Annotated in this window: 21 protein-coding genes and 1 pseudogene; 13 read left to right on the top strand and 9 right to left on the bottom strand. The window is 66.8% G+C overall.

Annotated elements, in window-relative coordinates; translation table 11 throughout:
• The 4 genes from JF597_RS20880 to JF597_RS20865 form a co-directional block, all read left to right on the top strand.
• On the top strand, positions 1-138 hold a 138-nt coding region (locus JF597_RS20880; RefSeq protein ID WP_293996838.1), incomplete at its 5' end, for an integrase core domain-containing protein.
• Between the two features lie 203 nt (positions 139-341).
• Positions 342-548, top strand: coding sequence for a hypothetical protein (locus tag JF597_RS20875; protein WP_093601018.1), 207 nt, complete (start codon positions 342-344; stop codon positions 546-548).
• Positions 532-1056 carry a DUF6879 family protein gene (locus JF597_RS20870; RefSeq protein WP_293996825.1) on the top strand — a complete coding sequence of 175 codons (525 nt, stop codon included), beginning with the start codon at positions 532-534 and terminating at the stop codon, positions 1054-1056. Before JF597_RS20875 ends, JF597_RS20870 begins: the two co-directional genes overlap by 17 nt.
• Positions 1046-1888, top strand: coding sequence for a helix-turn-helix transcriptional regulator (locus tag JF597_RS20865; protein ID WP_293996823.1), 843 nt, complete (start codon positions 1046-1048; stop codon positions 1886-1888). Before JF597_RS20870 ends, JF597_RS20865 begins: the two co-directional genes overlap by 11 nt.
• A 773-nt stretch (positions 1889-2661) precedes the next feature.
• On the opposite strand, the gene JF597_RS20860 is transcribed toward JF597_RS20865, so the two are convergent.
• The gene (locus tag JF597_RS20860; RefSeq protein ID WP_293996821.1) at positions 2662-3039 is read right to left on the bottom strand and encodes an HNH endonuclease; all 378 of its coding nucleotides are present in this window, start codon (positions 3037-3039) and stop codon (positions 2662-2664) included.
• 165 nt (positions 3040-3204) lie between these two features.
• Positions 3205-4383 (bottom strand): phage major capsid protein, encoded by a 1179-nt coding sequence (locus tag JF597_RS20855; protein ID WP_293996819.1) that lies wholly within the window; start codon positions 4381-4383, stop codon positions 3205-3207.
• A 732-nt stretch (positions 4384-5115) separates the two neighbouring features.
• On the opposite strand from JF597_RS20855, the gene JF597_RS20850 reads away from it, so the two are divergent.
• Entirely contained in the window at positions 5116-5667 is a 552-nt protein-coding gene (locus JF597_RS20850; protein ID WP_293996817.1) for a hypothetical protein, read from the top strand.
• On the opposite strand, the gene JF597_RS55615 is transcribed toward JF597_RS20850, so the two are convergent.
• Positions 5628-6011: an HNH endonuclease signature motif containing protein gene (locus tag JF597_RS55615; protein ID WP_366916430.1), complete on the bottom strand. Its 384-nt coding sequence runs from the start codon at positions 6009-6011 to the stop codon at positions 5628-5630. The two genes, JF597_RS20850 and JF597_RS55615, sit on opposite strands and share 40 nt — an antisense overlap.
• A 1017-nt stretch (positions 6012-7028) precedes the next feature.
• Positions 7029-8606, bottom strand: a complete 1578-nt coding sequence (locus JF597_RS20845; protein WP_293996814.1) for a recombinase family protein — start codon at positions 8604-8606, stop codon at positions 7029-7031.
• Positions 8607-8611: 5 nt separating this feature from the next.
• Between JF597_RS20845 and JF597_RS20840 the strand changes: the two are divergent.
• Positions 8612-8872: pseudogene (locus JF597_RS20840) on the top strand (LysE family transporter); the annotation flags it as partial.
• Positions 8873-8920: 48 nt separating this feature from the next.
• Here JF597_RS20840 and JF597_RS20835 read toward each other — a convergent pair.
• Complete coding sequence (locus tag JF597_RS20835) at positions 8921-10306, bottom strand: FAD-dependent monooxygenase (RefSeq protein ID WP_293996812.1); 1386 nt, start codon at positions 10304-10306, stop codon at positions 8921-8923.
• A 71-nt stretch (positions 10307-10377) separates the two neighbouring features.
• Here JF597_RS20835 and JF597_RS20830 point away from each other — a divergent pair, with 71 nt between their 5' ends.
• A complete protein-coding gene (locus tag JF597_RS20830; RefSeq protein WP_293996810.1) occupies positions 10378-11025 on the top strand; it encodes a TetR/AcrR family transcriptional regulator C-terminal domain-containing protein in 648 nt (215 codons plus the stop codon).
• Between the two features lie 63 nt (positions 11026-11088).
• Here JF597_RS20830 and JF597_RS20825 read toward each other — a convergent pair whose 3' ends face one another.
• Together JF597_RS20825 and JF597_RS20820 are read right to left on the bottom strand one after the other, a co-directional pair.
• Positions 11089-11496 carry a hypothetical protein gene (locus JF597_RS20825; RefSeq protein ID WP_293996808.1) on the bottom strand — a complete coding sequence of 136 codons (408 nt, stop codon included), beginning with the start codon at positions 11494-11496 and terminating at the stop codon, positions 11089-11091.
• Between the two features lie 363 nt (positions 11497-11859).
• Positions 11860-12990, bottom strand: a complete 1131-nt coding sequence (locus tag JF597_RS20820; protein ID WP_293996806.1) for an acyltransferase — start codon at positions 12988-12990, stop codon at positions 11860-11862.
• Positions 12991-13252: 262 nt separating this feature from the next.
• Here JF597_RS20820 and JF597_RS20815 point away from each other — a divergent pair, with 262 nt between their 5' ends.
• Positions 13253-14713: a glycosyltransferase family 29 protein gene (locus JF597_RS20815; protein ID WP_293996804.1), complete on the top strand. Its 1461-nt coding sequence runs from the start codon at positions 13253-13255 to the stop codon at positions 14711-14713.
• The gene (locus JF597_RS20810; protein ID WP_293996802.1) at positions 14710-17028 is read left to right on the top strand and encodes a glycosyltransferase; all 2319 of its coding nucleotides are present in this window, start codon (positions 14710-14712) and stop codon (positions 17026-17028) included. Before JF597_RS20815 ends, JF597_RS20810 begins: the two co-directional genes overlap by 4 nt.
• Before the next feature lie 124 nt (positions 17029-17152).
• Here the strand turns inward: JF597_RS20810 and JF597_RS20805 are convergent, their stop codons facing one another.
• Positions 17153-18487: an alpha-2,8-polysialyltransferase family protein gene (locus JF597_RS20805; RefSeq protein ID WP_293996800.1), complete on the bottom strand. Its 1335-nt coding sequence runs from the start codon at positions 18485-18487 to the stop codon at positions 17153-17155.
• Positions 18484-19461, bottom strand: a complete 978-nt coding sequence (locus JF597_RS20800; RefSeq protein ID WP_293996798.1) for a glycosyltransferase family 2 protein — start codon at positions 19459-19461, stop codon at positions 18484-18486. The genes JF597_RS20805 and JF597_RS20800 overlap by 4 nt, the downstream gene beginning before the upstream one ends.
• A 198-nt stretch (positions 19462-19659) precedes the next feature.
• Here JF597_RS20800 and JF597_RS20795 point away from each other — a divergent pair, with 198 nt between their 5' ends.
• Genes JF597_RS20795 through JF597_RS20780 form a run of 4 tightly spaced genes read left to right on the top strand, consistent with a single transcriptional unit; the run spans position 19660 to position 24418 of the window.
• The gene (locus JF597_RS20795) at positions 19660-20982 is read left to right on the top strand and encodes a DUF6716 putative glycosyltransferase (RefSeq protein ID WP_293996796.1); all 1323 of its coding nucleotides are present in this window, start codon (positions 19660-19662) and stop codon (positions 20980-20982) included.
• A gap of 47 nt (positions 20983-21029) precedes the next feature.
• Complete coding sequence (locus tag JF597_RS20790; protein WP_293996794.1) at positions 21030-22280, top strand: acylneuraminate cytidylyltransferase; 1251 nt, start codon at positions 21030-21032, stop codon at positions 22278-22280.
• A gap of 15 nt (positions 22281-22295) precedes the next feature.
• Positions 22296-23231: an N-acetylneuraminate synthase family protein gene (locus JF597_RS20785; protein WP_293996792.1), complete on the top strand. Its 936-nt coding sequence runs from the start codon at positions 22296-22298 to the stop codon at positions 23229-23231.
• A gap of 47 nt (positions 23232-23278) precedes the next feature.
• Positions 23279-24418, top strand: coding sequence for a hypothetical protein (locus tag JF597_RS20780; protein WP_293996790.1), 1140 nt, complete (start codon positions 23279-23281; stop codon positions 24416-24418).
• Positions 24419-24455 lie beyond the last annotated feature (37 nt).

Below are 24455 nucleotides of genomic sequence, written 5' to 3'. Positions count from 1 at the left end.
CCCTACACCTCAGACCGCGAACGACAGGCCGCGTTCCCCGACTGGCTGGACTGGTACAACTACCACCGACCCCACACCGGAATCAGCGGCCACACCCCAGCCAGCCGCGTCACCAACCTGTCCGGACAGCACATCTAGGCCCCGCCCTGGGCGTCCAGCTCCCCCGACCGCAAGACGTGCGTGCCCATGCCCTTCTCGGACCGCGTGAGCCCCTGCGCTTCCATCTGTCGGTTTACCCGACCACGCGAATATTGGCGCTGCCGCATAGACGGGCCTGTCGGCCCCTCGTACCGTCGTAGCCACCGGGCCCCAACAGGGGCCAATCACAAGGGGGTTTCGGCATGGCGCGCGAGGAACTGACCCGACTGACCGGCAACGGAAACGGCACCTGCGGAAAGGACGACTGCCCGAACGTCTACCGCACCGCAAACGGTTCTTTCGTCGTACAGGGCGACCTTTCCCAGGCGTTCACGCCGCCCGAGGGCGAAGGGCTTGTAGAGATCCCCGAAAGCGTGCTGAGGGAGGCCGTTCGTGTTCTTGGCTGGTGAGGAATGGGCGGCACGCTTCGAAGGCTTTCAGCGAGAGGCGTGGAGGCTTGAGACCCTGCCCCAGTACCTCATGCCGCAGGAAGAAGAAGAGTTCCAGGCGTTCAGGGCGGGGGCCCGAATCGACCCCCACGCTGTATCAAATGAGTACACCGATCGGCTACGCCGACAATCCGCAGAGGGGCGCACTCAGGGGCGCGTGCACGTCGTGACGCGTCCGCTATCGGACTATCTGCAATTCGAGTTCGCGCAGTATTACGCGCCCCATGCCCTGGCGGGTGAGCGTATCCGCATTCTCGACGTGACCGACCGGGATAACCCCTTGGCCGGCGTTCAGGACTTCTGGATGTTCGACCGTGCCGAAGTAGTGCTGATGAATTACCACCCGGACGGAAGGCAGATCAACCGGGAAGTCTACGAAGGGGACGTAGCTGCGTTCATCGAATACCAGCGGATCGCGGTAGCCGAGTCGGTGCCTCTTGAGGAGTACGTGAAGGGCATTGACGTTTGAGCCCGAGAGGCTAGGTCAATCAAGGTCTGACCTAGCGGAAGCCCTGAGAGGCCAGCGCAAGCGAGCCGGGAAAACGCAAACCTGGCTCGCTCGCCGCTGCAACATGTCTCAAACCAAGGTAAGTAATATCGAGGGCGGCAAGCTCACGCCCTCTCTTGTTGACGTTGAATTGATTCTGGAAGCTCTCGGGGCCGATAGCCCCATTGCGACCGAGATACTTTCGTTGGCTAGGTCGGCCAACACGGAGTGGCAAGACCACTGGTCGTCTCGTCGCCGAGGCTTGGACAAGAAACAGAACGAGCTAGCGAGACTCGAAGCGGTCTCGACAGAGTTTCGATTCTTTCTGCTCTCTATGATAACGGGGCTTCTCGCTACACCCGAATACGTGCGTGCGAGCATCGCCGACGTTCCCGGCGACCAGTCGAAGACCATTGCGAAGAAGCTAGAGCGGCAACAGGTTCTTTACGACGATTCGAAGTCGTTCACCTTCGTTCTCACCGAACAAGCGGTCAGGTGGCCGCTGCTGCCCCCAATGGCCATGGCTATGCAACTCGACCGACTTGCGTCCGTCTCCGGCCTTCCGAACGTTCGCCTAGGGGTGATTCCCTTGGGTGGGCACATTCCAGAGAGGCCACTCAACACATTCACGCTCTATGACCGCCGCCTAGCCACCGTGGAAACTGGTACGGGCGCCCTGATATTGCGTGACCACAGAGACGTGACGGCCTATCTCGGGGACTTCGAGACCTACGAGCGATACGCAGTATTCGGCGATGACTGCCGGGCCCTCTTGGCTGAATGGTCCGTGATCTTTGCCCGACAACGCAAATAAAACGCCTAGCCCTGAGCCCCCCTTGGCACCATGACGTGACAGACACGGAGCCGAGGGGCGATCGATGCTGGAGCACAAACCGCACGCTGAATCCCGACCGGTAGTAAGGATTCCCGGCCTTGAGCCGGTTGGGGTCGAGGGGTGCATGACGTGCGCCGCTCTGTCGAGGTCCCGCGAAGTTGCCCGTGACGCGGATGTGCCCGAAGCGGTGGCCTCGGCCAATCGAGAGATCGGCAACCATCCGCATTCAGCGGCGAGCGACGGGCGAAAGCTTCCTGTGCCGACCGTATGGGGGGTGGCGGTATGACGAAGCCGCACCCGTACCCCGGTCCAACGGTCGAACTCCCCCTAGACGATTGGCTGTACGAAGCGAAGCCGCGTGAGGGATGCGCGCAGTGCGCGGCGGCCCTGGCCGAGCTGGAGGCAGCGAAGAAGTCCCGGAACGCGTCCAAGCGGTTCGAAGCGGCCCGGAAGATCAGGCAGTGTACGCATGGGGGTTCGGGGTGACCCAAGCCCCCGAACGTCCGAAGAAGCCTCGGGCCGGCCGAAGGCCGTACGACCCCGGGCCGCCTGCCTTCCTTCAGTGGCTCGACTCAATCTCGGACGTGTGCGCAGCGTGCATCGGTCACACGGTGGTGTGGTGCCCGAGCTGTGCGGGCTTCGGGGGTTGCCCTGTCTGCCGCTACACGGAGAAGGTTCCGTGTCCTGAGTGCGCGGGCGGGAAGCTCGATGGTTGGCGTTGGTAGGCCCCTTCTTCGAGCGGAATTGCAGGGTTACGCTGCGATCTCGATTACAGAGCCTGCCATCTTCCGCGAGAAATTCAGAGCGGCGCGGTTTCCTATTACGAAGCGGGCCCAGTAAGCGTTTCTTGCCCTTCGGGTGTTCTCTTCGCGGCTCACAACGTCAAGGTGGGCCGGATTCCAGCACGCCCGATTGAGGCACCAATGATCCACGGTCATCTTCGCCGGGATGAATCCGCCGGAAGCCTTCAAGCCTTCCCGGTGAACGTAATACTGCTTTCCGTTAGCCGTGAAGCGGCCGTAACCGTCTGGGGTGCGGTACTGCACCCACTCGAAACACCCGCCCTCGGAGTCGGGCCAGATGACGGAGCGTGCGCGGAGATACGCGAGAATGGCGGCCTTGTCGGTCATGTCAAGGAACGGTTTCATTAGGGTTTCCTTTGAGGAAGGGCAGAGGTTGGGCATTGGTGTAACGCGGAAGAGTTTCGGTCACTTTCCGCAGCACTGCAGAAGGTAAAAGAAAAGGCGGCCCGGGAAAGGGCGAAATCCCGTTCCCGAACCAACCTTTCTGAATTCCTACGAAGCAGAAGCCTTGACTACCTGCAAGGCCGCAGGAGTATCCACCGCAAGACCGGCAACGCGGTACGTCGCGCGGAAAGCCGTCAGATCCTTGTCGAAGCCGAAGTCTTCCGAAACCGCGACACGCACATCAGAGCGGACGCCAATGTGAATGCGGGTCGGGTCGGCGACGATTACAGTACGAACCGGCAGGTTCGCCGAAATGTAGATCGGAAGGCCGAGACCCGCCTTGGTCACCGGGTCGGTAACCTGGCCAGCAAGGTATCCACCGGTCGTGGCGTTTTCACGCTCCTTCCGCAAAGCCTTACCCATGTCCGGGCTGGCCCAGATAACACCCGGAACCGCACCGGCCGCCTCGATATCCGAGAAGCCATCGATGATGTGGTCCCACTTAACGACCGTGTTGCCCGTAGTCAGGTTCACGGCAGTACCCATGCCGGCCTTCGTCAGACCGGAAAGGGAAGCCGTCCCGGTGCCCTGGAACGCATCCTTATCGACCTGGGTAGCAATGTTGCGAACCATCACGCCAGCGATCAGGTTCCGCATTTCAAAGGCTGCATCATCCAGCACCTCATTCGAGGCGCGGTAAAGGTCCGCGTACTTGACCGGATTAAACGTCAGGCCAGCGAAGTTCGCGGTTCCCTCAGGAATCACGGCACCCTCGGCGACGACACCGGGAGTGGTCGAACTGGTGAGGTTCGGAAGGACAAAGCTGCCACCCTCAAACCGATGCACGTTGATCCCGGGCACGCGCAGGAAAACACTCGCCGCGCGAAGATGCTCGACGTACTTGTCCGCAGTGATCGACGGAACCGCGTAACCGCCAGCACCGGGCGAACCCTCTGCGACAAGAGTCCGAAACTCGTTACCGGATGGCAGGAGAGAGCGCCACGCATCAGGATCGCCAGGAAGGCCAGAACCGCCGCGCGGCATCACCAGGCCGCCAACGTTGGCGGCCAGGGCGCGGACCTCCCGCTCACGCTCACCCCGCTCAACGGCGTCCCGGGCCTCGGCCTCCAGCCGGATCACGTCACGGTCGATCCGCTCGACACGCTCACGCTTCTCGGCCTGGCTCAGCTTGTTGTCACCTTCAATAGACCGAATCTCGGTGATGAGCTTCGCTCGCTCTTCAAGAGCGGCCTTAGCCTGCCGCTCGTTTATCTCGCAAGTAGACATTTGATTCCTTCATTGGTCGGGCCGGGTAGCGGCCATGAAAAAACCGCCCGACACCCGAATGTGAATGGGTGGGGCGGCTTGGACTTAGGGCGGATTATTTATGTTCTTAAGACGGCGAACGGCGAAGGCTTCGAAGTTCGATCTGTTCAACGAAACGCATTCTGCGGCGAATCCTTCGCGCTAGCGTCCGGCACTCGTCGGAGCAATACATAGCGGGACGGCCAGGGCCGTAGTCGGCAGGAAAGTTCTGCTCGCAGGCGTGACAGCGCAGAGTGACGCGCTGACTCATGGTGTCTTCTCCTTCGGGGAATGGCGGGGCGCAAGTATTGGCGGGGGATAAGCGAGACGGCCCGACTCACGGTTAGCATTGGGAAAACGCCATGAGCCGGGCCGTCCGCGAAGCACCGCCCGGCGCCCTACCCGTGCCCCCGATCCGTGAAGGATCGAAGCTTTCTACATCAAGGAAAGACCTGTTATTCGGTCGGATACACAACCCGATAATGAGTGACCCCGGTCACTCACGAGGATCGCTGCCGAGCCGTGCGGAGAGATCCGCACGCATACGTGCCCAGGCGTTGTGACCCTCTGTCGTCCAGCCAAATACCGAGCTACACGAGTTCAGGCGAACCCCCGCGCGCTCACGCGAAGGGAAGGCTGCGGGTGCGGGGACGGGCCCCGAAATAGTTTCAGATCCCCCTTCGCCGTGGGCGAGGGTCCGGCAGAATACCGCCTATGGATCAGGGGGTAGCCGCGCTGATCGCGGCAGGTTTCGGAGTGTTGGGGACGGCAGTTGGCGGAGCTGCGGCTGTGTGGGGCGCAAAGATTGGGGCCGAGAGGTCGGCCCAAGCCGTCAAGCAGCAGGTGCGAGACCAGGCCGCAGCCGAGCACGCACACTGGCTTCGTCAGCAACGATTGGAAGCGTATGAAAGATTCGAAGACAACTACTCTCAGCTTGCTCGACTTGCCGTCCGCATCGATGGAGACGTTTCCCCGGCAGCAGACCTGCTGCGAGACTTGGCGCACTGTAGTTCCCGCATCGAGATTCTCGGACCGCTGGAAGTTTCGTTCCGATCAGTTCAGATAGCCACGGCCCTCGGTGTGCGCGTAGCTCAGCTCCATGTGCTCCGCCGAATCCAATCGAGCGATGGCGGAGAGCAGAGCGAAGAGTATTCCCAACTAGTTTCTCAACTGCGCGACGAAAGCGACCCGTCCAACAGATGGGACGAATATCATCGCGGATTTGTTCAAGCGGCCCAGAAGGTCATGGGGTCGCATCTTGCGTAGCGGTTTGCTCTCCTTCCGATAGCAGGTCGAACTATGAGGCTGTTGCCTCGGCTGAAGTTGCACGGCCCGCAGGCCGGGCGCAGGTTCTCTATGTCATTCGTTCCGCCTCGGCTGAGTGGAACTATATGATCGGCCGTCTCAGCCGGCCGGGAATGACAGATGGAGCCCAGAGGCTGAGCCGCAAGGATTGCGGCCCTAGCTTTCAAGTATTGAGTGTTGTAGCCGCGCGTCCATGGTGAAGGGCGCGTGTGCTTTCTCTTCTGCTCCCGTCGCTTCGCTCCGGCCGAGGCACACGGCTCACAGCGTGAGCCGACGGGATAGAGCCGCTTACAGCGGCTGCACATCAGGTAAGGCAAACAGAAGGGGCGCCCGTCGAGGGGCGCCCTGGTGGTGCTGGATGCCTGGCCTACGTTCCTCGGCCAGGGGATGACTAATAGAGATAGAGAGGCAGCGAAGGTTTCCGCATGTCAGAGAGGAATGGGTAATCCTCACAGGGTTACGGAGTAACTGTGGCGGGGTTACGCAGCAGTACGGAGAGAGTGCACGCGGCAGGATGCCGACCCCAGCCCGTTCTTCTGGAAGTGGTGACCAGGCAGTACGAGGCAGCGTGCGCCCGACTCAGGCCCGATCAAACCCATGGTCTTGGCTCCGGCTATGCCCTTCTGTACGGCCTGCTTGGTGAGTGCCTGACCGTTCTCGGCCGCCAGGATCGAAGCTAGGGCTCCCTCGGCGAACTCGGCATGTCCAACCTGGTTTCCCCATCCGAGCGCAGCGAAGTACACCCGGAATGCGAGAGGCCTCACGCGAACGTCACGTGCCCTAGCCCGACAGTCGAGCTGCGAAATCGCCCCCCACGGGGCGCCAGGTCCAAAGCCAATCAATCAGGGTCCTTTGGTATCGGGCGGGGTGTAGAACGCGACGAGCGCGGTTCGGCCCAGGCGGGCCGAGCGGGACAGGTATACCGCCGGGAGGGTGACGGAATCAAAGGTAGGTCGCGCATGCCTGCCAGGCGGAAGAGTCTCGGGGTTGGAAACAGCGTTTAAACGCACCTTTGAATCTGTCACCTCTCCTGTGTTATTTGGGGCGGCCAACACTTGATCCTGTCACCTCTTCCAACGTAGAACCTGTGTTGGCGGCAGCGTCAGCAACGTTGCCTTTCTTCGCTACTAGCAACCGGTGCACGGCCTCGGCGCCGCTGACCACAATGACAGGGGGAGTATGCGTGTTGTAACCGTGATCCAGGATGAGGAAGGTAACCGGAAAGTCGTTGCTGATGTCGTCTATCCCGCTGAGGGTTGATATAAGAGATGCCCCCTCCGCACGGAGGGGGCATCTTGGTTTTGGAGAGTGTGCCGGTATGGTCAACTCCAGTTGTTGTCCATCCTGATCAGTCGTTTCTCAACATCGTGCGGAATGACCAACCGGCCCAACAGTTCACCATCGTCCTGCTTTCCGAGTTCGAAAGTTGTTCCGGTACTCAGTAGGTCCCTTTCCATGGCCTCTACCCCGCCAGCCTCCCAATGCTGCCTGTACGTCATGCCGGTGCTTTCGTAGATCCACCTGTCCTTTGTGGAGTCCGGATCGATCTTCGTCAAGTCGTTCATGAGAGCGTCTAGCGTGCTCTCTGCTTTCTCGCGAATGAATCCGGCCTTATCGAACCTTCCTCCGGGCTCCAGTCCAGACATGTAGTAGGCGATGGACTCTTCCAGCCGCTTGCGCTCACGCCTATTTTCGTCGCCTCGGGCGTACTCGCGGCGGATTACTTCGTAATCCCCCAGCTCCGCAAAGACGGCTTGTGTTAGAGCCTTGTACACGTGCTCAGGGTCCGGTGTCACGAATCCGGGCTTCCGGCAGTCGGGACACCGCAAGTATCGGTACTCCTTCACTTCGCCAGTAGAGAGCGTTTTGTAGTTATTCGTTTCGTTAACGTTCCTGCCGCATTCGTGTTTCATGACGCCGAGGAATCTGGTCGGACGACGGTTCTTTTCATGATGACGCTTGTTCTTCGAGCGGATGGCGAGTGCTGCTTGTACGCCTTCGAATTCTTCATCCGTCAGGATCGGCTCATCCGTGACCCTGATTTCCTGGCCTTGCTTATCCAGTACCGGCGTAGATTTGTAGGTAGTTGACTTCGTCCCTCCCTCGGTACGGAGCCCCTTAACGGCCGGGTTCCTAAGGATTCTGAGAACCTGCTGATTGTTCCACTTCCGGTTGCTGTACGTCGGAACCTTGGCCCTATCCAAAACCTTGGCAATCCGGTTTGCGGGAACCCCCCGCATTGCAGCCTGATACATGTAGCGCACCGCTCGCGCCTTCTTAGGGTCCTGCACTAGGCGGAGTTTCCCCTCTACCCTGCCGGTCTTGTAGCCAAACGATGGCTTACCGATGCGCCATTGGTCCTGTTGCTTAGTGTATTCCCAGTGGGACGAAACGCGAGTCTTGGTGTTGGCGGCTTCAATCTCTGCAACGGCCGCAACGAAAGTCACCATTGCCTGCGCCATCGGAGATGACAGGTCCAGGGTGTCATTGAGGGAAACTAGATTCTTCCCAAATTTCTCGCACCACTTGATTACTTCGTGCAGGTCGGAAATTCGCCTAATGAACCGGTCAAGCTTCCAAAAGAGGATCAGGTCAAACTCAGGGATCCTGTTGTTAAGCCAATCCCCGAGTTCCTTACGCTCCCAAGGTGCTTTCTTGGTCGCGGACACCCCAAGGTCTCTGGCCACACCGACCACTCTTACGCCCTCGCGGATGGCGTGACGGCGGAGGTCTATTTCCTGCCGGGCGGGAGAGGTGGTGTCCTCCGTGAGGATGGACAGGCGTACCGACAGGAGCCCCCGGGGTGCGTCCTCCGGTAGCGCGTCGTTCCTGGCGTTGAGTTCGGCCAGCTCTGCCAGTTCCTCTGCCGTCCACTCCGGGGCGGTCTGCGTAGGCGTCATGGGCGAGAGCGTACATGCGGTTTGACTCTGGAACGTTCTTCGTGCAGTTCGTCGACCCGGCATACGCCTACCCGGCGCTGTCCTTCGTCGTCCTCGGCACCTTCGCCCAGCTGGCCAGCTTCCTCTATCTCAGCGCCCTGATATTCAGCGGCACCCGGCTGGCCGACGCGTTCCGCCGCCGCAAGCGGATGTCGGCGACGGCCACTTCGGCGGCGGGGGTGCTGTTCCTCGGGTTCGCGGTGAAGCTGACGCTGGCCAGCGCCTGAGCGCGGTGCTCACAGACGTTCGGTGAGCTGCTTGGCGGCCCGGAGCGCTCAGGCCCCGGTGCGCGCCGCGTACGCCCGCAGCCCCTCGGCCGTCTCGCCCGCCCAGCCCACATAGCCGTCCGGGCGGACCAGGAAGACACCCGGGCCGTACGACTCAGGGGCCGGCAGGCCGCCGATGCCGGCCACCGGCTGCGGGGTCAGCAGCGTCCAGTGCGGCCCCCGGAACGCGTCGAACATCCGCACCCCGTCCGCGTTCCGGCCGTCGGGCGCGCGGTCGCCCGCCCGCACCGGTCCCGGGTCCGCCCTGGTCTCCTCGGTCAGCGAGGACTCCCGGTAGCCGATGCCCAGCTGCACGGTGGCCTCGCCCCGCCGGACCTCGCCGCGGTGGACGCTCGTCGAGAGGCCCAGCATGGCGGCGGCGTTCGCCCGGCGCTCCTCCTCGTAGGTGTCGAGGAGCGCGTCCGGGGCCCGCCCGGCGAGCACGGTGGCCAGCTTCCAGCCCAGGTTGTAGGCGTCCTGGACGCTGGTGTTCAGGCCCTGGCCGCCGGCCGGGGAGTGGACGTGGGCCGCGTCGCCGGCCAGGAAGACCCGGCCCACCCGGAACCGGTCGGCCAGCGCGGCGCGGGGGCGGAAGTCGGAGGCCCAGCGCACCTCGGTCACGTCCGATGCGCCGAGGTGGCTGTACGTCGTCACCAGCCTGCGCAGGCCGTCCAGGGAGAGGTCGGTCTCCGTGCCCTCGGGCAGCCGGGCGCTCAGCTGGAAGTCGTCGGTGCCGGCCAGCGGGCACAGCGCCACGCCGCAGCCGTCGTCGCCCATGAACGTGTGCCAGTGCTCGCGGTCGAGGCCCCGCAGGCGCAGGTCGGCCACCAGGAACGGGCTCGGGTCGACCGACTCGCCTACCATCCCGACACCCACCGCACGCCGTACGGCCGAACGTCCGCCGTCCGCCGCCACGGCATACCGCGCACGCGCCGTCGTCCCGTCGGCGAAGCGGGCGGTCACCCCCTCCGGGTCCTGCTCCAGGCCCGCCAGCCGGTGCCCGAACGCGACCCGGCCGCCCAGCTCCCGCAGCCGCGCGTACAGCACCTCCTGGGTGCGCCACTGCGCGACCATCAGCGGTTCGGTGTACGGCGCCCCCTCGTCCGCCGTCACCGCGTCGAACATCGGCTTCGTCCCGCCGGGCTCGCCGTTCTTCCAGAACAGCCGGGGCGGGTAGGGGCCGCCGGCCGCGCGCATCGCGTCGAGCACGCCGAGGTCGTCGTAGACCTCCTGCGTCCGGGGCTGGATCCCCTTGCCGCGCGAGCCCGGGAACAGCGTCTCGCCCGCCTCCACGACCAGCGCGTCCACCCCGCGCCGGGCGAGGTCGATCCCGAGGGCGAGCCCGGTGGGCCCGGCGCCCACGACCAGTACACCGGTCACATTCATCGCATTCATCACATTTCCCCTTAACGCCGTTAAGTGCCGTCGGCGACCAGGCTGCCCTTAACGCTGTTAAGCTGTCAAGCGTGAGTACGGAACGACGCACCCCCCTGGACCGCCGCCGGGTCGCCGACACGGCCCTGCGCCTCCTGAACGAGGCGGGTCTGGAGGGGCTGACCCTGCGGGCCATCGCCAAGGAGCTGGACGTCAAGGCCCCGGCTCTGTACTGGCACTTCAAGGACAAGCAGGCGCTGCTCGACGAGATGGCGACGGAGATGTACCGCCGCATGGCCGCGGTCACCCGGCTCGATCCCGCCGGCACCTGGCAGGACGCGCTGCGCACGATGAGCAGGGGGCTGCGCACGGCCCTGCTCGGCTACCGCGACGGCGCGAAGGTCTACAGCGGCTCACGCTTCACGGGCACCGACCATGCCCCGCAGCAGGAGGCCTACCTGCGCATCATGACGGAGGCGGGCTTCACCCTCGCCCAGGCGGCCCGGGCGGGCATGACGACCAACGCCTACACCATCGGCTTCGTCACCGAGGAACAGGGCGTGGAACCCCTCCCGGGCCGGCGCCGGGAGGGCTACGACGTCGACGAACGAGCCCGCATGCTCGCCGACTTCCCCCTGTCGGCGGCGGCGGGCCGGGAGATCTTCACCGACTACGACACCCACTTCGAAACCGGCCTGGAGATCATCCTCGCGGGAGTCGAGGCGCGGCGCGGCTCGTGACCGGCACAGAAAAATCCTGTTCCCGGGCGGTTGTGCAACCGCCCGGGAACAGGATTGCCGGGTTCAGCAGTGGTCGGTGTTCGTCTGGTACCAGCCGCCCCACGTGTTGGTCGCGTAGTCGTCGTAGTTGCAGTAGTAGTTGCCGGCCGCCGTCACGACCTTGACGGCCTTTCCGGCGGAGGACTCGAAGTAGCCGACGGTGGCCAGGGCCTTTCCGCCGCCCGGCATTTCCTTCCAGCCGCCCGCACCCGACCAGGTGTGCCAGATGGTTCCCGACGGGGCGACGCCGAAGCATTCGTCCGGCCCGTACTGCCAGTCCACGAAGTCCGCGCCGTATTCGTTGAAGTTGCCGGTGTATCCGAAACAGGTGCCGGTCGCGGCGGACGCGGGCGAGGTGGCGATACCCACCGCGCCGAGCGCCGCCAGGGACACCGCGGCGGCAGCGGCCGACAGGCGGAAACGAGACTTCACGAGCTCTCCTCTGTTCGGTTCGATCTTGCCGGGCTTGTTCCGGGCTCACGCTAGGTGGGCCCAAGTCGATCTCACAAGCACGGATACCGGCCGCCCGTGACAATGGGAGGGAGAGCTTCCAGGTACCGGAAAGTGTGGTGGAATTCAGCTCGAATTCTGTTGTCGTGCCCGGCGTGCGGAGTGCAATGCGGACCAATCCGCGGAAAGAATGGTGAACCGGAATAGCCGCCGGTCCGCGAACCGTGCTGATCCGGTTGCCGGCCCAGTCCGGAAATGCCGGGCAAAGGAGGGTGCTGGGCGTGGCCGACAAGCCGTGGGTCAGCAAGGAGGCCGCCGAGTCAAGTCATTTTCTTTCACCGCACCTTACCGGCGCGCAGGGACGGCGTCGCCCTTCAACGCCGTTTTCAGACGGAGACCGAAAGGCCGTTCCACGTAGTGGTGGATCAGCCAGGCAAGGCCCAGCATGACCAGCACCGTGACCGCCAGCGTGGGCCACGGCGGCAGACCCCAGCCCCGGTGCAGTACCCGGATCACGAACCAGCCCAGGTGCTCGTGCACCAGGTAGAAGGGGTAGGTCAGCGCCCCGGCCGTGGTCAGCCAGGGCCAGGCCGCCCAGCGCGTCCAGCCGGCCGCCACCGCCGCGACCGCGGCGAACGCCAGGGTGACGACGAGCATCACGACGTACGGGTCGCGCGGGGTACCCGCGTGCCACAGCCCCTCGGTGGCCGTGCGCAGCCCGAGGATCCAGGAGAGCGCCACGATGCCCCAGGGCAGCAGCCGGCTGCCGAAGCGGTGGACGAGGTAGAGGGCCAGGCCGCCGATGAAGTAAGGGGCGTACTGGGGCATCACGACCAGCTGGGCCCATGACCCGTCGCCGGCCGCGGTGGACAGGACGGCGGCCAGGGTCCACACCGAGCAGAACAGCACCACCCTGCGGTAGGTGACGCCCGGCAGGACGACGGCCAGCGCGAACAGCGCGTAGAAGCGGACCTCGGCCCAGAGCGTCCAGCAGACGCCGAGCACGCGCGGCACGCCCATGGGCTGTTGGAGCATCGTCAGGTTGACCAGGAACTCGTCGAGGCGGACCGGGTGGACGACGGCGGGCAGGACCAGGGACGCCCCGGTGACCAGCACCAGGGCGACCCAGTAGGCGGGGTAGAGGCGGGCGACGCGGGAGCGGAAGAAGTCGCCGAGGGAGCGGCCCCAGCTGCTCATGCAGATCACGAAGCCGCTGATGACGAAGAAGAACTCGACGCCGAGACAGCCGTAGACGGCCGCCCGGGACAGGGTCGGGAAGACGTGTTCGGGGTTCTGGTGCCAGGACGCGGAGACGACTCCGCCGCGTCCCGCGTAGTGGTAGAGGCAGACCATCAGGGCGGCGGCGAGCCGCAGTCCGTCGAGGGCGAGCAGTCGGGTGCGGGGGTGCCCGGGCGGGGCCGGGACGACCGGGATCTTCGCAGGCGAGGGCGCCAGTGTGGGGGTCGCGAGTGACATGGTCCGAGACGCCTACCCGGGACCGGACCGCTAATCATCCGATCTGTTCGGACGGTCCCCGGGACGTGCGAAGTCCCATACCGTCACCTGGGGGAATCATAGAAAGTGTGCGGTGAACCTACTGACCATTCTCTTACCTGTCGCAGGTCGTTAACCATATGGTCGTTTTGGCTTCCTAGTTTCTCCATCCATCCCCCCGGTGCGGGTCACCCCACCACACACAGCCGTTACACAAGCTTTGCTTGGCAAAATCAGGAGAGCTATGACGAGGGTCCAGAACAGGCGGGCACCTGCGCGTGGAGGGGAGCTGGACGACTGCCTGCACGCCTGCGCCGTGCACAGCGGCAAAGTGGTCGGCAGCCTCGACCGCCGCCGCGCGGAGCTGGCGGAGCAGCTGCGCAAGCTGCTGGTGGTCGTCGCCATGGAAGGCACCACCACACCCGCCCCCGCCTCGGCCGGCGGCGCGACGGCGCTTCTCAAGCGCGCCGTCAAGGGCGCGGCGAGCCCCTCGGGCGGGATCAACAACGACCTGCTGGACGCTCTGCTCGCGGTCGCCAACAAGGCCCTGGAGTGCGGTTACAACGACGAGCTGAACCTCGCCCTGGTGATCAGCGACACCGTCCTCGCCCACCGCAAGAACTCCCGCGCCGGGTGGCGGCTGCGCGCCCGCATCCTGGAGGGCCTCGGCGAGGAGCGCGAGGCCGTCGAGGCCTACGAGCGCTACCTGGAACTCACCACCGACGACGGCTTCGGCGTCGCCAACCGGATATCCGGCATGCGCCGCGCCGCCGAACGCGAACGTGAACTGCTCGACCTCCTCAAGCGGCAGGTGCCCGCGGCCACGGACCACGTCCGGGGGCCCGCCACCGCCACCTGGGCCGAGGGCCTCGCCCTGCACGCCGTCGGCGACTGGCGGGCCGCCGAGCCCCGCCTGGTCGGCGCGCTGCTCGCCCTCGCCGAGGACGAGGCACCGGTGAACGACCGGCAGGAGCTGCTCAGCCAGTACCTGGACCTGCGCCTGGCCGAGGGCAACGACGCCGGCATCGCCGAGGCCGTCGCGCTCTACGCCGAGCAGCGCCGGGTCCGGATGCGCGGCCCGGTCGCCAACCCGACCGTCGACGGCGTGCAGTGGATCAGCCTCGGCGAGTTCCGCAACCAGATCGCCGGCAAGTCGGTCTGCCTGATCGCCAACTCCGGCCGGGTGGGCGCGAGCGGCATCGGCAAGCAGATCGACGACTACGACCTGGTCGTGCGCTTCAACTCGTACAAGATCGACCCGAAGCACACCGGTGAGCGCACCGACATCCACGTCAGCATCCACAAGCACGCCTTCAACTGGGAGAAGCCGGTGACCACCCGGCTGATCTTCGGCGGCGTCTCGGGCGACTGGAAGCACTCGCTGCGCAACAAGCTGGTGCCCGGCGCCCAGAAGTACCTCGGCGACGAGTCGCTGCGCTGGCCGATGCGGAACATCGGGCAGATCGGCACCGACACCTGGTCGGGCATCCCGACCTCCGGGTTCAACATGCTCTGGCTGCTGGACTTCCTGGACGTCAGCCCGACCCTGGACCTCATCGGCTTCGACTTCTACGAGAGCGGCGCCTACCGCGTGCAGGAGGCCATGAAGCTGGCCATCACCTCCGTGCACGAATACACCAGCGAGAAGGATTGGGTCATGCAGCGGGCCCAGAGCGTGACCGACATGAGGATCTCCCTGCGATGACGACCACCTTCACCTCGGCGATACCGAACACCGACGCCAGCGCCCTCACCAAGAAGCGCCGGATCGCGTTCGCGTCCTACGTGGACGAGAACTACCTGCCCGGCTTCCTGGTCCTGCTGCGCAGCCTCGCCCTGTCCAACCCGGGCGTCTGCGAGGACTTCGTCGTGCTCTACGACGACCTGCGCCCGGCCTCCATCGCCAAGATCCGCGCCCTGCACCCGCGCATCGTGCTCCAGCGGGTCAACGACACGCACTACGACTCGTACGTCAAGGGAGACCAGGACAACTACCTGGTCCGCAAGGCGTACTTCATCCTCGACATCTTCCGGCTGCGCGACTACGACACGGTCATCACCCTGGACACCGACATGGTCGTCCTCGGTGGTCTCGGCGAGCTCCTGGAACTGCGCGAGGGGCTCGCGGCCGTCCCGCAGTTCTTCTACGGTCAGCACAAGCTGAACTCCGGTCTTCTGGTGATCCAGAAGGAGTACCTGTCCGACGAGTTCTGCGCGAAGATCGACAAGACCGGGCGCAGCGGCGACTACGAGCTGGACAAGCACGACCAGGGCATCCTGAACGCCGTCCTGGACGGGGACTTCGTCCGCCTCGACGCCAAGTACAACTTCGTCAAGCGGCGGCTCTCCGGCGACCTCCCGGTCCCCGAGGACACCAAGATCCTGCACTTCACCGGGCGCCACAAGCCCTGGCAGGGCGGCGAGAGCGGCTACGCGCAGGCCGAGGACCGCTGGCGCGAGTTCGACATGACCGGCGCCGAGTTCCACGCGGCCTACTTCGCCTCCTCCGGCGGCCTCCACCACGACCTGGTCGTCCACTTCGGCACCCCGCACGTCAAGCGCACCGGTGACGTCGAGATCGCCCGCAAGGTGGCCGCCGCGCACATCGCGGCCGGCGACTACCAGGACGCCGTCGACGTCATGAGCAGCGTCCACATCCCGCTGGACGAGGCCTGGCCGCACGAGGTCCTCGGGCACGCCCTGATGAGCGTCTCCCGCTACGAGGAGGCCAAGACCCAGCTGCTGCTCGCCACCGCCGCCCCCAACCGGGCCGCGACCGCCTTCGCCCGGCTCGCCCAGATCGCCTGGGTGAACGGCGACAACACCGAGGCCCTCCGGTACGCCACCGCCGGCCTCACCGTCGACCCCACGCACCGCTCCAGCCGCCTGTGGGCCCAGCGCGCGGCCGCCGTCCCCTCCCAGGAGCAGGGCAGCGCCGAGGACCAGCTGGCGCACGTGGCCTTCTACATGGACCGGCAGGGCAACGCGGGCGACAAGCTGCTCCCGGAGACCGTCCGGCTCGGCTTCGGCCCGGACACCACCTCCCGGCGCTGGCACTCCGTCCACGCCCACCGCTACTTCGACAAGGCGGCCCTCGAGCGCGTCAACGCCCGCCGGGGCCTGGTCATCGGCGGCGGCGGGCTGTTCATCCCGGACACCATGCCCAACGGCAACAGCGCCTGGCAGTGGAACGTCCCGGACGAGCACCTGCGCGCCATCGACGTCCCGATCATGATCTACGCGGTCGGCTTCAACGCCTTCGACGGCCAGTCCTACCGCGCCCAGCGGTTCAACGAAAGCCTGCGGCTGCTGGTCGAGAAGTCCTCCTTCTTCGGCCTGCGCAACCACGGCTCCATCGCCAAGGTCCGCGGCATGCTCCCGCCGGAGCTCCAGGACAAGGTCGTCTTCCAGCCCTGCCCCACCACGGTCATGCGCCAGCTGGTGACCGGCTGGACCGACCCGGCGTACCGCGAGGACACGGTCATGCTCAACGCGGCCTACGACCGTGCGGGGCTGCGCTTCGGCCACGACTACGCCCACTTCCTCGCCGAGATGGCCAAGGCCGTCCGCAAGATCGGCGAGCACACCGAGGTCAAGTGCGTGGCGCACTCCCTCGACGACGAGAAGATCGCCTTCGACCTGCGCCGCGAGCACGGCATCTCGCTGCCGGTGATCCCGATGTACGACTTCTCCAACGACGAGATCCGCGAGACGTACGCCAAGACCCGCCTGGTCATCGGCATGCGCGGGCACGCCGGCATGATCCCGTTCGGGGTCGGCACGCCGATCGTCTCGCTGATCTCGCACCCGAAGATGGCGTACTTCCTGAACGACATCGAGCGGCCCGAGTGGGGTGTCTCGGTGCACGAGAAGAACCTCGGCGACATCCTCACCGAGCGCGCGATCGGCATCCTCGACAACCACAGCCGCACCGTCGCCGACGTGCACGACCGGCAGGAACAGCTGTGGAAGGTCACCCAGGAGAACGCGGCCACGATCAAGAAGATCCTGGGCCGGTAACCCCGAAGGGGCGGGTCCCCATGATCGGGACCCGCCCCTTCGAGAAGCGGTACGTCAGCGCCCCGTAAGGGGAGGAACTGCGCGACCAGCCACGACGGCGCCGCAGCCGAAAAGGACACGGAACCTACTTCCGCACAACCCGCCGCAGATTACGCGCCTTGCGAGCCATCCGCCGCACCGTCGCGTTGCGCGGCAGGAACGCCAGCTGCGCGGGCACCCCACCGGGCAGCCCCAGCGAGGTCAGACGCTTGCGCTTGAAGTAACGGATGGTGGTGTCGCTGAGGTGCTTCGTCAGATAGCGCTCGGTCTCCCCGCGCAGCTGCGGGTAGATCTTCGGCTGCATGGCGAAGCCCACCGCGCGGATCAGCTCGCCGAGCGCCTCGACGCTCATCCGCGGGCGCTGCTCCTCGACCGCCTTGCGGTCGCTGAGCTCGGGCACCAGCGCGTCGACGACGGTGACCGGGACGCGGTTGCTGTTCTCGTACGGCGTGAGCTTGTCGAGGAGCGTGTCGGTGCCGATGCGGGCGGTCGGCAGGCCGTACAGCGCGGACGCGGTGAGCAGCGCGGTGGAGAAGCAGCCGACCACCAGGGCGGGGCGCATTCGCTGGTAGAGCACCTCGGCGAGGACGGTGGTGTCCAGGACCGTGAGGTCGACCTCGAGCTTCTCGGCCTCCTGCTCCAGGGTCCGGGCGAACCGGGCCGGGGCGGAGGGGTGCGGCTTGAACACGACCTTGGTGTGGCCGAGCTGGACGGCGCCCTTCAACATCCGGACGTGCAGGTTCTCCTCCTGCTCCGGGGTGAGGATCTCCAGCGCGGAGAGGTACTGGCCCAGCAGCAGGGCCGGTTCCTCGATCTCGGGCAGTTCGTCGCCGCCGGGCGCCAGTTCCGCGAGCACCTTGGTGAACGCCGCGGTCGGCACGACCTCGCCCTCGACACCGAACTCGGTGAGCAGCATCGGCTTCAGGCCGGGCACCAGGTCGAGGTGGAGGACCCGGTCGACGCGGGTGCCGACCAGCGGGTCGATCTTGTTGCGGGTCGGGCCGTAGCTCATCAGGCCGTCGGCGTAGACCGTGACCGGGGCGCCGGTGAAGATCTGGGTGAGGCTCTGCGAGGGGTTGACCTGGATCGACTCGACGGCGAACTCGACGTCGTCGTCGCCCAGCTGCCACTCGTGGCGCAGGAAGCGTTCCCACAGCGGGAAGTCCTCAATGCGCGGGGCCCAGCCGCCGGGGTGGAACGGGAAGATCGTCTCGTTGTACGAGATCACGTCGTCGAAGCGGTCGCGCAGCCGCTCGAAGCCGGGCGCCTCGTCCAGGCCCGGGGTGGTCTCGGGGGTCGCCGCGTTGTTGCAGACCAGCAGGATGCGCCGGTCGGCCGGGCGGAAGGCGCCGGAGTCCAGGGCGGCGGCGAGGGTGGCCGTGCCGTAGAGGGTGGACGCCTGGAAGATCTGGGTGGTCACGCGGCGGCTCCCGCGGGGGCGGGACGGCGGCGCAGCCGGCGCAGCTTGGTGGCGCGCTGGAGGTCCATGGAGTCCAGGGCCTCGTCCAGCACGTCCTGCGGCATGCGCCGCAGTGCGGCCGCACTCATGGATTTCAGCTTCTTCGCCACCGCGGGCTCGAACCTTTCGATGGATCCCAGGTGATGGGAAATGATGGCGCAATACGTGCGGACGGCCTTCGGCAGGAGTTCCTTCGCGTCGGCGTCCTGTGCCGTTTCCTCGATCACCTGGTCGAACGCGCGAATGAAATCGAGCTGACGGACGTCGCCGATCTGTGTGAGTGAAGAGGCTACGCCACGCCGGTAGAAGACGCCGAGCAGGTTCACCGCCGCGAAGGACCCGGCTTCCCGGTGCAGCTTCCAGATCCACGGCCGGTCCTCGGCCGTGCGCAGTCCGTCCGTGAAATGCACGAGCCCCTTGTCCACCAGACGGCGGTGGTAGACGCCCGCCCATGCGTACGCGTAGTCGACGGATGTGGACCGGTCGGCGGGCAGGATGGCGTCCCGCGGGTTCATCACGACGTTCCGGCGGCCGACCGGCACCCGCGTCACGATCCGGGCGCGCGCGGTGCACTGGACATGGTCGGTACGGACGAAGTCGCAGCCCAGCGACTCGATCGCGTCCACCAGTTGCGGGTAGTAGCCCGGCGCCAGCCAGTCGTCGCCGTCCAGGAAGGTCACGTACTCGCCGCGCGCTCTGTCGATGCCGGTGTTGCGCGCGGTGGCCAGCCCTCCGTTCAGCTCGTGTCTGACATGGACCGCACCGGGGAGCTCGCGCTCGGCCCGCGCGAGAATCTCTGGTGTCCCGTCGGTCGAGCAGTCGTCGACGAGAATGAATTCGAAGTCCTCACGCGCGTTCGCGCGCAGGCTCCTCAGGGTGTCGGGCGCGTATTGCTGCACGTTGTAGAACGGCACGATGACGGAGAGCTTGACCACGTGGAGGACGTTAGGCGGACGCCCGTCATCCGTCTTGACTGTCGCCTTGAATCGAGGTGAACGACACGTGGCGAAGCTGTGAACCGGCCGATTTTGAGGGCTTATCCCGAGCTGATTCCCCATCCGGAGACGTGTTGTTAACCTTTTGTTGGATTCGGGTTCGGGAGTTCCTCGGAATGGCTTCCTAGCGTCTTCGATGTGCCAGCAAGTGCAACGAAGTCCCTGCGGGTGGCCGTCCTGGCGGATTCCGACACCCGGTGGAAGTGGGGGGCGCTCACCGCGAAGCGCCTGATTCCCAACGAAACCGACAGTTCGGACGTCCGGCTCGACGGCTACCTCCTGCGCGGCCGTGCCACCCCGACCGCCCGCCAGCTCCAGGAGGTCGGCGTCCACGCGGACTCGCTCCGCGAGGTCACGGCCGTCGAGTTCCTGAGAGAGATGGACCAGCAGTCGTACGACATACTCGTCCTCTCCCTCGTCGGCGGCGGCACGCAGGCCATGCTGCACGGGCTGCGCAGCGCCTGGGCCGGCCGGGAGAAGCGGCCCGTGGTCGTCACCGGCTATGTCGGGGTCGTCTACGAGAAGCTCGCCGACGGTCTGCTGCTGCGGCACGGCGCGGACCTCGTCCTCGCCAACTCCCGCCAGGACGCCGAGCGGTTCCGGGCCGTGTACGACGGGGTCGGCGCCGACTCCTCGTCGGTGACCGAGGTCGCGCTGCCCTTCCTCGGCGGTGAGCCGTACGAAGGTGAACACGACCCCTACACCGTCGTGTTCGCCGCCCAGCCCTCGGTCCCGGACAGCCGCAAGGACCGTACCTACCTGCTCAACCGGCTGATCGAGCACGCCCGCCGGCACCCCGAGCGGGAGGTGCTGCTCAAGCTGCGCTCCAAGCCCGGCGAGCACACCACCCACATCGAGGAACTGCCGTACCAGAAGCTGGTCCAGGGCAAGGACGTGCCCGCCAACTTCCGCCTCGTCTACGGGCACATGGGCGAGGTGCTCGACCGCACCGACCTCCTGGTCACGATGAGCTCGACGGCCGCCCTGGAGTCCCTGCACCGCCGGATCCCCACCGTGGTCCTCACCGACCTCGGCATCCGCGAGGCGCTCGGCAACCACCACTTCGTCGGCTCCGGCTGCCTCGCCTCCTGGGACCAACTCGACGCCGGACACCGCCCGGTGCCCGACGCCGAGTGGGTCTCACGGCAGGGCGTAGCTGCCGACGGCAGCTACGCCACCGCCTTCGACGCGGCCCGCGAGCGCATCGCGAAGCTGCTGGCACGGCCGGGCGGCCTGCCGCCGCTGAACCCGTACTACACACCCGAGACCGCGTCCGGTTACCTGCCCGGCATCCTCGCCCGCCACCACCTCGGCCCCGACGGCGTCCCGCTCCCGGGCGCGCCCGCCGCCGACAGGGCCCCGGGCCCCGTCCGCCAGATCGTGCGCCGGGCCGCACGCGGCGCCTACCGCCACGGCGTCCAGCGGGTGGCCCCCGTGATCCGACGAATGGGAGAGCTGTGAGCGACCGGATCCCGCGCCAAGCTTCAGTTGCCGAAGGAACAGAGCCGATGTCTCACCCCGAAGGGGCCGTAGTGCCCCGCGTCCTCGCCGTGATCCCCGCCCGGGGCGGCTCCAAGGGCGTGCCCGCGAAGAACCTCGCCCCGGTCGGCGGTGTCCCGCTGGTCGCCCGCGCGGTCCGCGAGTGCGTCGCCTCCCGCCTGGTCACCGACGTGGTCGTCTCCACCGACGACCAGGCGATCGCCGCCGCCGCCCGCTCCGCCGGCGCCGAGGTCGTGCTGCGCCCCGCCGCCATCGCCGGTGACACCGCCACCTCCGAGGCCGCCGTCCTGCACGCCATGGACGCCCACGAGGCGCTGCACGGCGCCCCGGTCGACGTCGTCCTCCTCGTGCAGTGCACCAGCCCGTTCATCGTCCGCGAGGACATCGACGGGGTGGCCGGCGCGATCGTCGACAACGGCGCCGACACGGCCCTGACCGTCGCCCCCTTCCACGGCTTCGTCTGGCGCGACGAGGTGCACGCCCCGGTGCCGGTGGGCGCCGACGAGGCCTCGGCCAGCGGCGGCTTCGGCGTCAACCACGACAAGTCGTTCCGCCCGCGCCGCCAGGACCGCCCCCAGGACTTCCTGGAGACCGGCGCCGCCTACGCGATGCGCGCCGACGGCTTCCGAGAGCACCAGCACCGCTTCTTCGGCCACACCGAACTGGTGCGGACCGACCCCGCGCGCGTCCTGGAGATCGACGACCCGCACGAGCTCGCGCGCGCCCGCGCCCTGGCCCCGCTCTTCGACGCGGACCGCCCCGGCGCGCTGCCGACCGCCGACGACGTCGACGCGGTCGTACTGGACTTCGACGGCACCCAGACCGACGACCGGGTGCTGATCGACGCCGATGGAAAGGAGTTCGTCTCCGTGCACCGCGGCGACGGACTCGGCATCGCCGCCCTGCGCAAGAGCGGGCTGAAGATGCTGATCCTCTCCACGGAGCAGAACCCGGTCGTCGCCGCCCGGGCCCGGAAGCTACAGATTCCGGTCCTGCACGGCATCGACCGCAAGGACCTCGCACTCAAGCAGTGGTGCGAGGAGCAGGGCATCGCCCCCGAGCGCGTGCTCTACGTCGGCAACGACGTCAATGACCTCCCGTGCTTCGCCGTAGCCGGCTGGCCCGTGGCGGTCGCGAGCGCCCACGACGTCGTACGCGGCGCCGCACGCGCGGTCACCACCCTCCCCGGCGGTGACGGCGCGATCCGAGAGATCGCCAGCTGGATCCTCGGCCCCTCTCTCGATTCCCTCCCGAAGTAAGGACACCCCACAGTCATGAGCAACTCCCGCCTGCGCACGTTCGGTTCCCGTGAGGTCGGTCCGGGCAAGCCCGTCTACATCTGCGGCGAGATCGGCATCAACCACAACGGTGAGCTGGAGAACGCCTTCAAGCTGATCGACGTCGCCGCCGAGGCCGGCTGTGACGCCGTCAAGTTCCAGAAGCGCACCCCGGAGATCTGCACCCCGCGCGACCAGTGGGACATCGAGCGCGACACCCCCTGGGGCCGCATGACCTACATCGACTACCGCCACCGCGTGGAGTTCGGTGAGGACGAGTACCGTCAGATCGACGAGTACTGCAGGACCAAGGGCATCGACTGGTTCGCCTCCCCGTGGGACACCGAGGCCGTCGCCTTCCTGGAGAAGTTCGACGTCCCCGCCCACAAGGTGGCCTCCGCCTCCCTCACGGACGACGAGCTGCTGAAGGCGCTGCGCGCGACCGGCCGTTCGATCATCCTCTCCACGGGCATGTCGACGCCGAAGCAGATCCGCCACGCGGTCGAGGTCCTCGGCTCCGAGAACATCCTCATGTGCCACGCCACCTCCACCTACCCGGCGAAGGCCGAGGAGCTGAACCTCCGCGTGATCAACACGCTGGAGAAGGAGTACCCGAACGTGCCGATCGGCTACTCCGGCCACGAGACGGGCCTGCAGACCACCCTCGCCGCGGTCGCGCTCGGCGCCACCTTCGTCGAGCGTCACATCACCCTCGACCGCGCCATGTGGGGCTCCGACCAGGCCGCCTCCGTGGAGCCGCAGGGCCTCGTCCGCCTGGTCCGCGACATCCGCACCATCTCGGCCTCCCTCGGTGACGGCGTCAAGAAGGTCTACGACTCCGAGCTCGGCCCGATGAAGAAGCTGCGCCGCGTCACCGGTGTCGTCGCCGAGGCGGAGATCGCCGCGGCCGCCGGCGAGCCGGTCCAGGTCTGAGTCCGAGCCTGATTGATGTGTTACGACGACGGGACGGTCGTACGTCGATGAGCCCCCGCGCCGGGAAGCCCGGCCCCCACACCCTCGCCTTCGTCGAGAGTCCGGTGCAGCTGCTGAACGTGCTGGAGTGGGCGCATGTCCACGCCCTGCGCGGGGCGGCGGACCCCGGGCCGGCCGTACCCAGCCAGGTACGGCGCCCGGCGTCCGGCATATCTGCACCCGGCGCGGAACTCACGATCGTCGTCCTGTCCCCGACGGACCCCATGACCCGGGGCCAGCTGCGCCGCATGGCGGACCTGGCCCGGGACGAGGGACACCGGGTCCGCTGGGAGGAAGCGCGGGGCGGCACCGCCGCCCCCTTCCAGACGATCGGCGGCCTGGCGGGCTCCCTCCGCCGGGCCGACCGCATCGTCATGGGAGACCCGTTCTCCCGCTACGTACAACTGCTGCTGACCATCACCCGCGCCCGTGACCTGGTCGTGGTCGACGACGGCACGGCCACGATGGAGTTCGTCGCCCAGCTGGCGCGCGGCGAACGCCTGGTCCGCTGGCACCGCAAGGGCGGCCGGCCCGGCGCCCGGGACCTGCTCTTCGCCCCGGTCTCCTCCTCCGCCCGCCGCCGCCTCACCCCGAGCGCCCACCGCCGGGTGGAGGTCTTCTCCTCCATGCCGATGACGGAGACGCCGGCCGGCGTGACGGTCACCGCGAACGACTTCGGCTGGACCCGCGCCCGCTTCGGCCCGCCGCGCATCACCAAGGGCGCCGACATGGTCGGCACCTCCCTGGTGGAGACGGGCGTCGTGGACGGCGACCGCTACCTGGAGGCCGTCCAGACCCTCGCCAAGGCGCACGGCGCGACCCGCTACTTCGCGCACCGCCGCGAGAGCACCGAGAAACTCCACCGCCTGGCCGCCGAGACCGGCCTGGAGATAGTCCGCCCGGACCTCCCCCTGGAGCTCATCGCCCGCCGCGGCCCCATCGGCCGGACGATCCTCAGCTTCCCCTCGACGGTCGTGCACACCCTCCCCCTCGCCCTGGTCGGCACGGGCGTCCGCGTGGCCGTCTGCGACATCGACCCCGCCTGGCTGACGGCGAACGCCTCCCCGCGCGCCCAGGGCTTCCTCTCCGGGGTCACCGGGACGGCGAAGGACGTCCACCGGCTGGCGGCGGTGACGAGCCCCGCCTAGGACTCCGGGCGCGCCGGGCTCTCGCGCCCCGACGGCT

Origin of the sequence: Streptomyces sp. (genome assembly GCF_019510245.1) — a bacterium.
Taxonomy (GTDB): Bacteria; Actinomycetota; Actinomycetes; order Streptomycetales; family Streptomycetaceae; genus Streptomyces.
The sequence above is the reverse complement of the archived record's forward strand: the minus strand, read 5'-3'. Positions and strand labels throughout refer to the sequence as shown.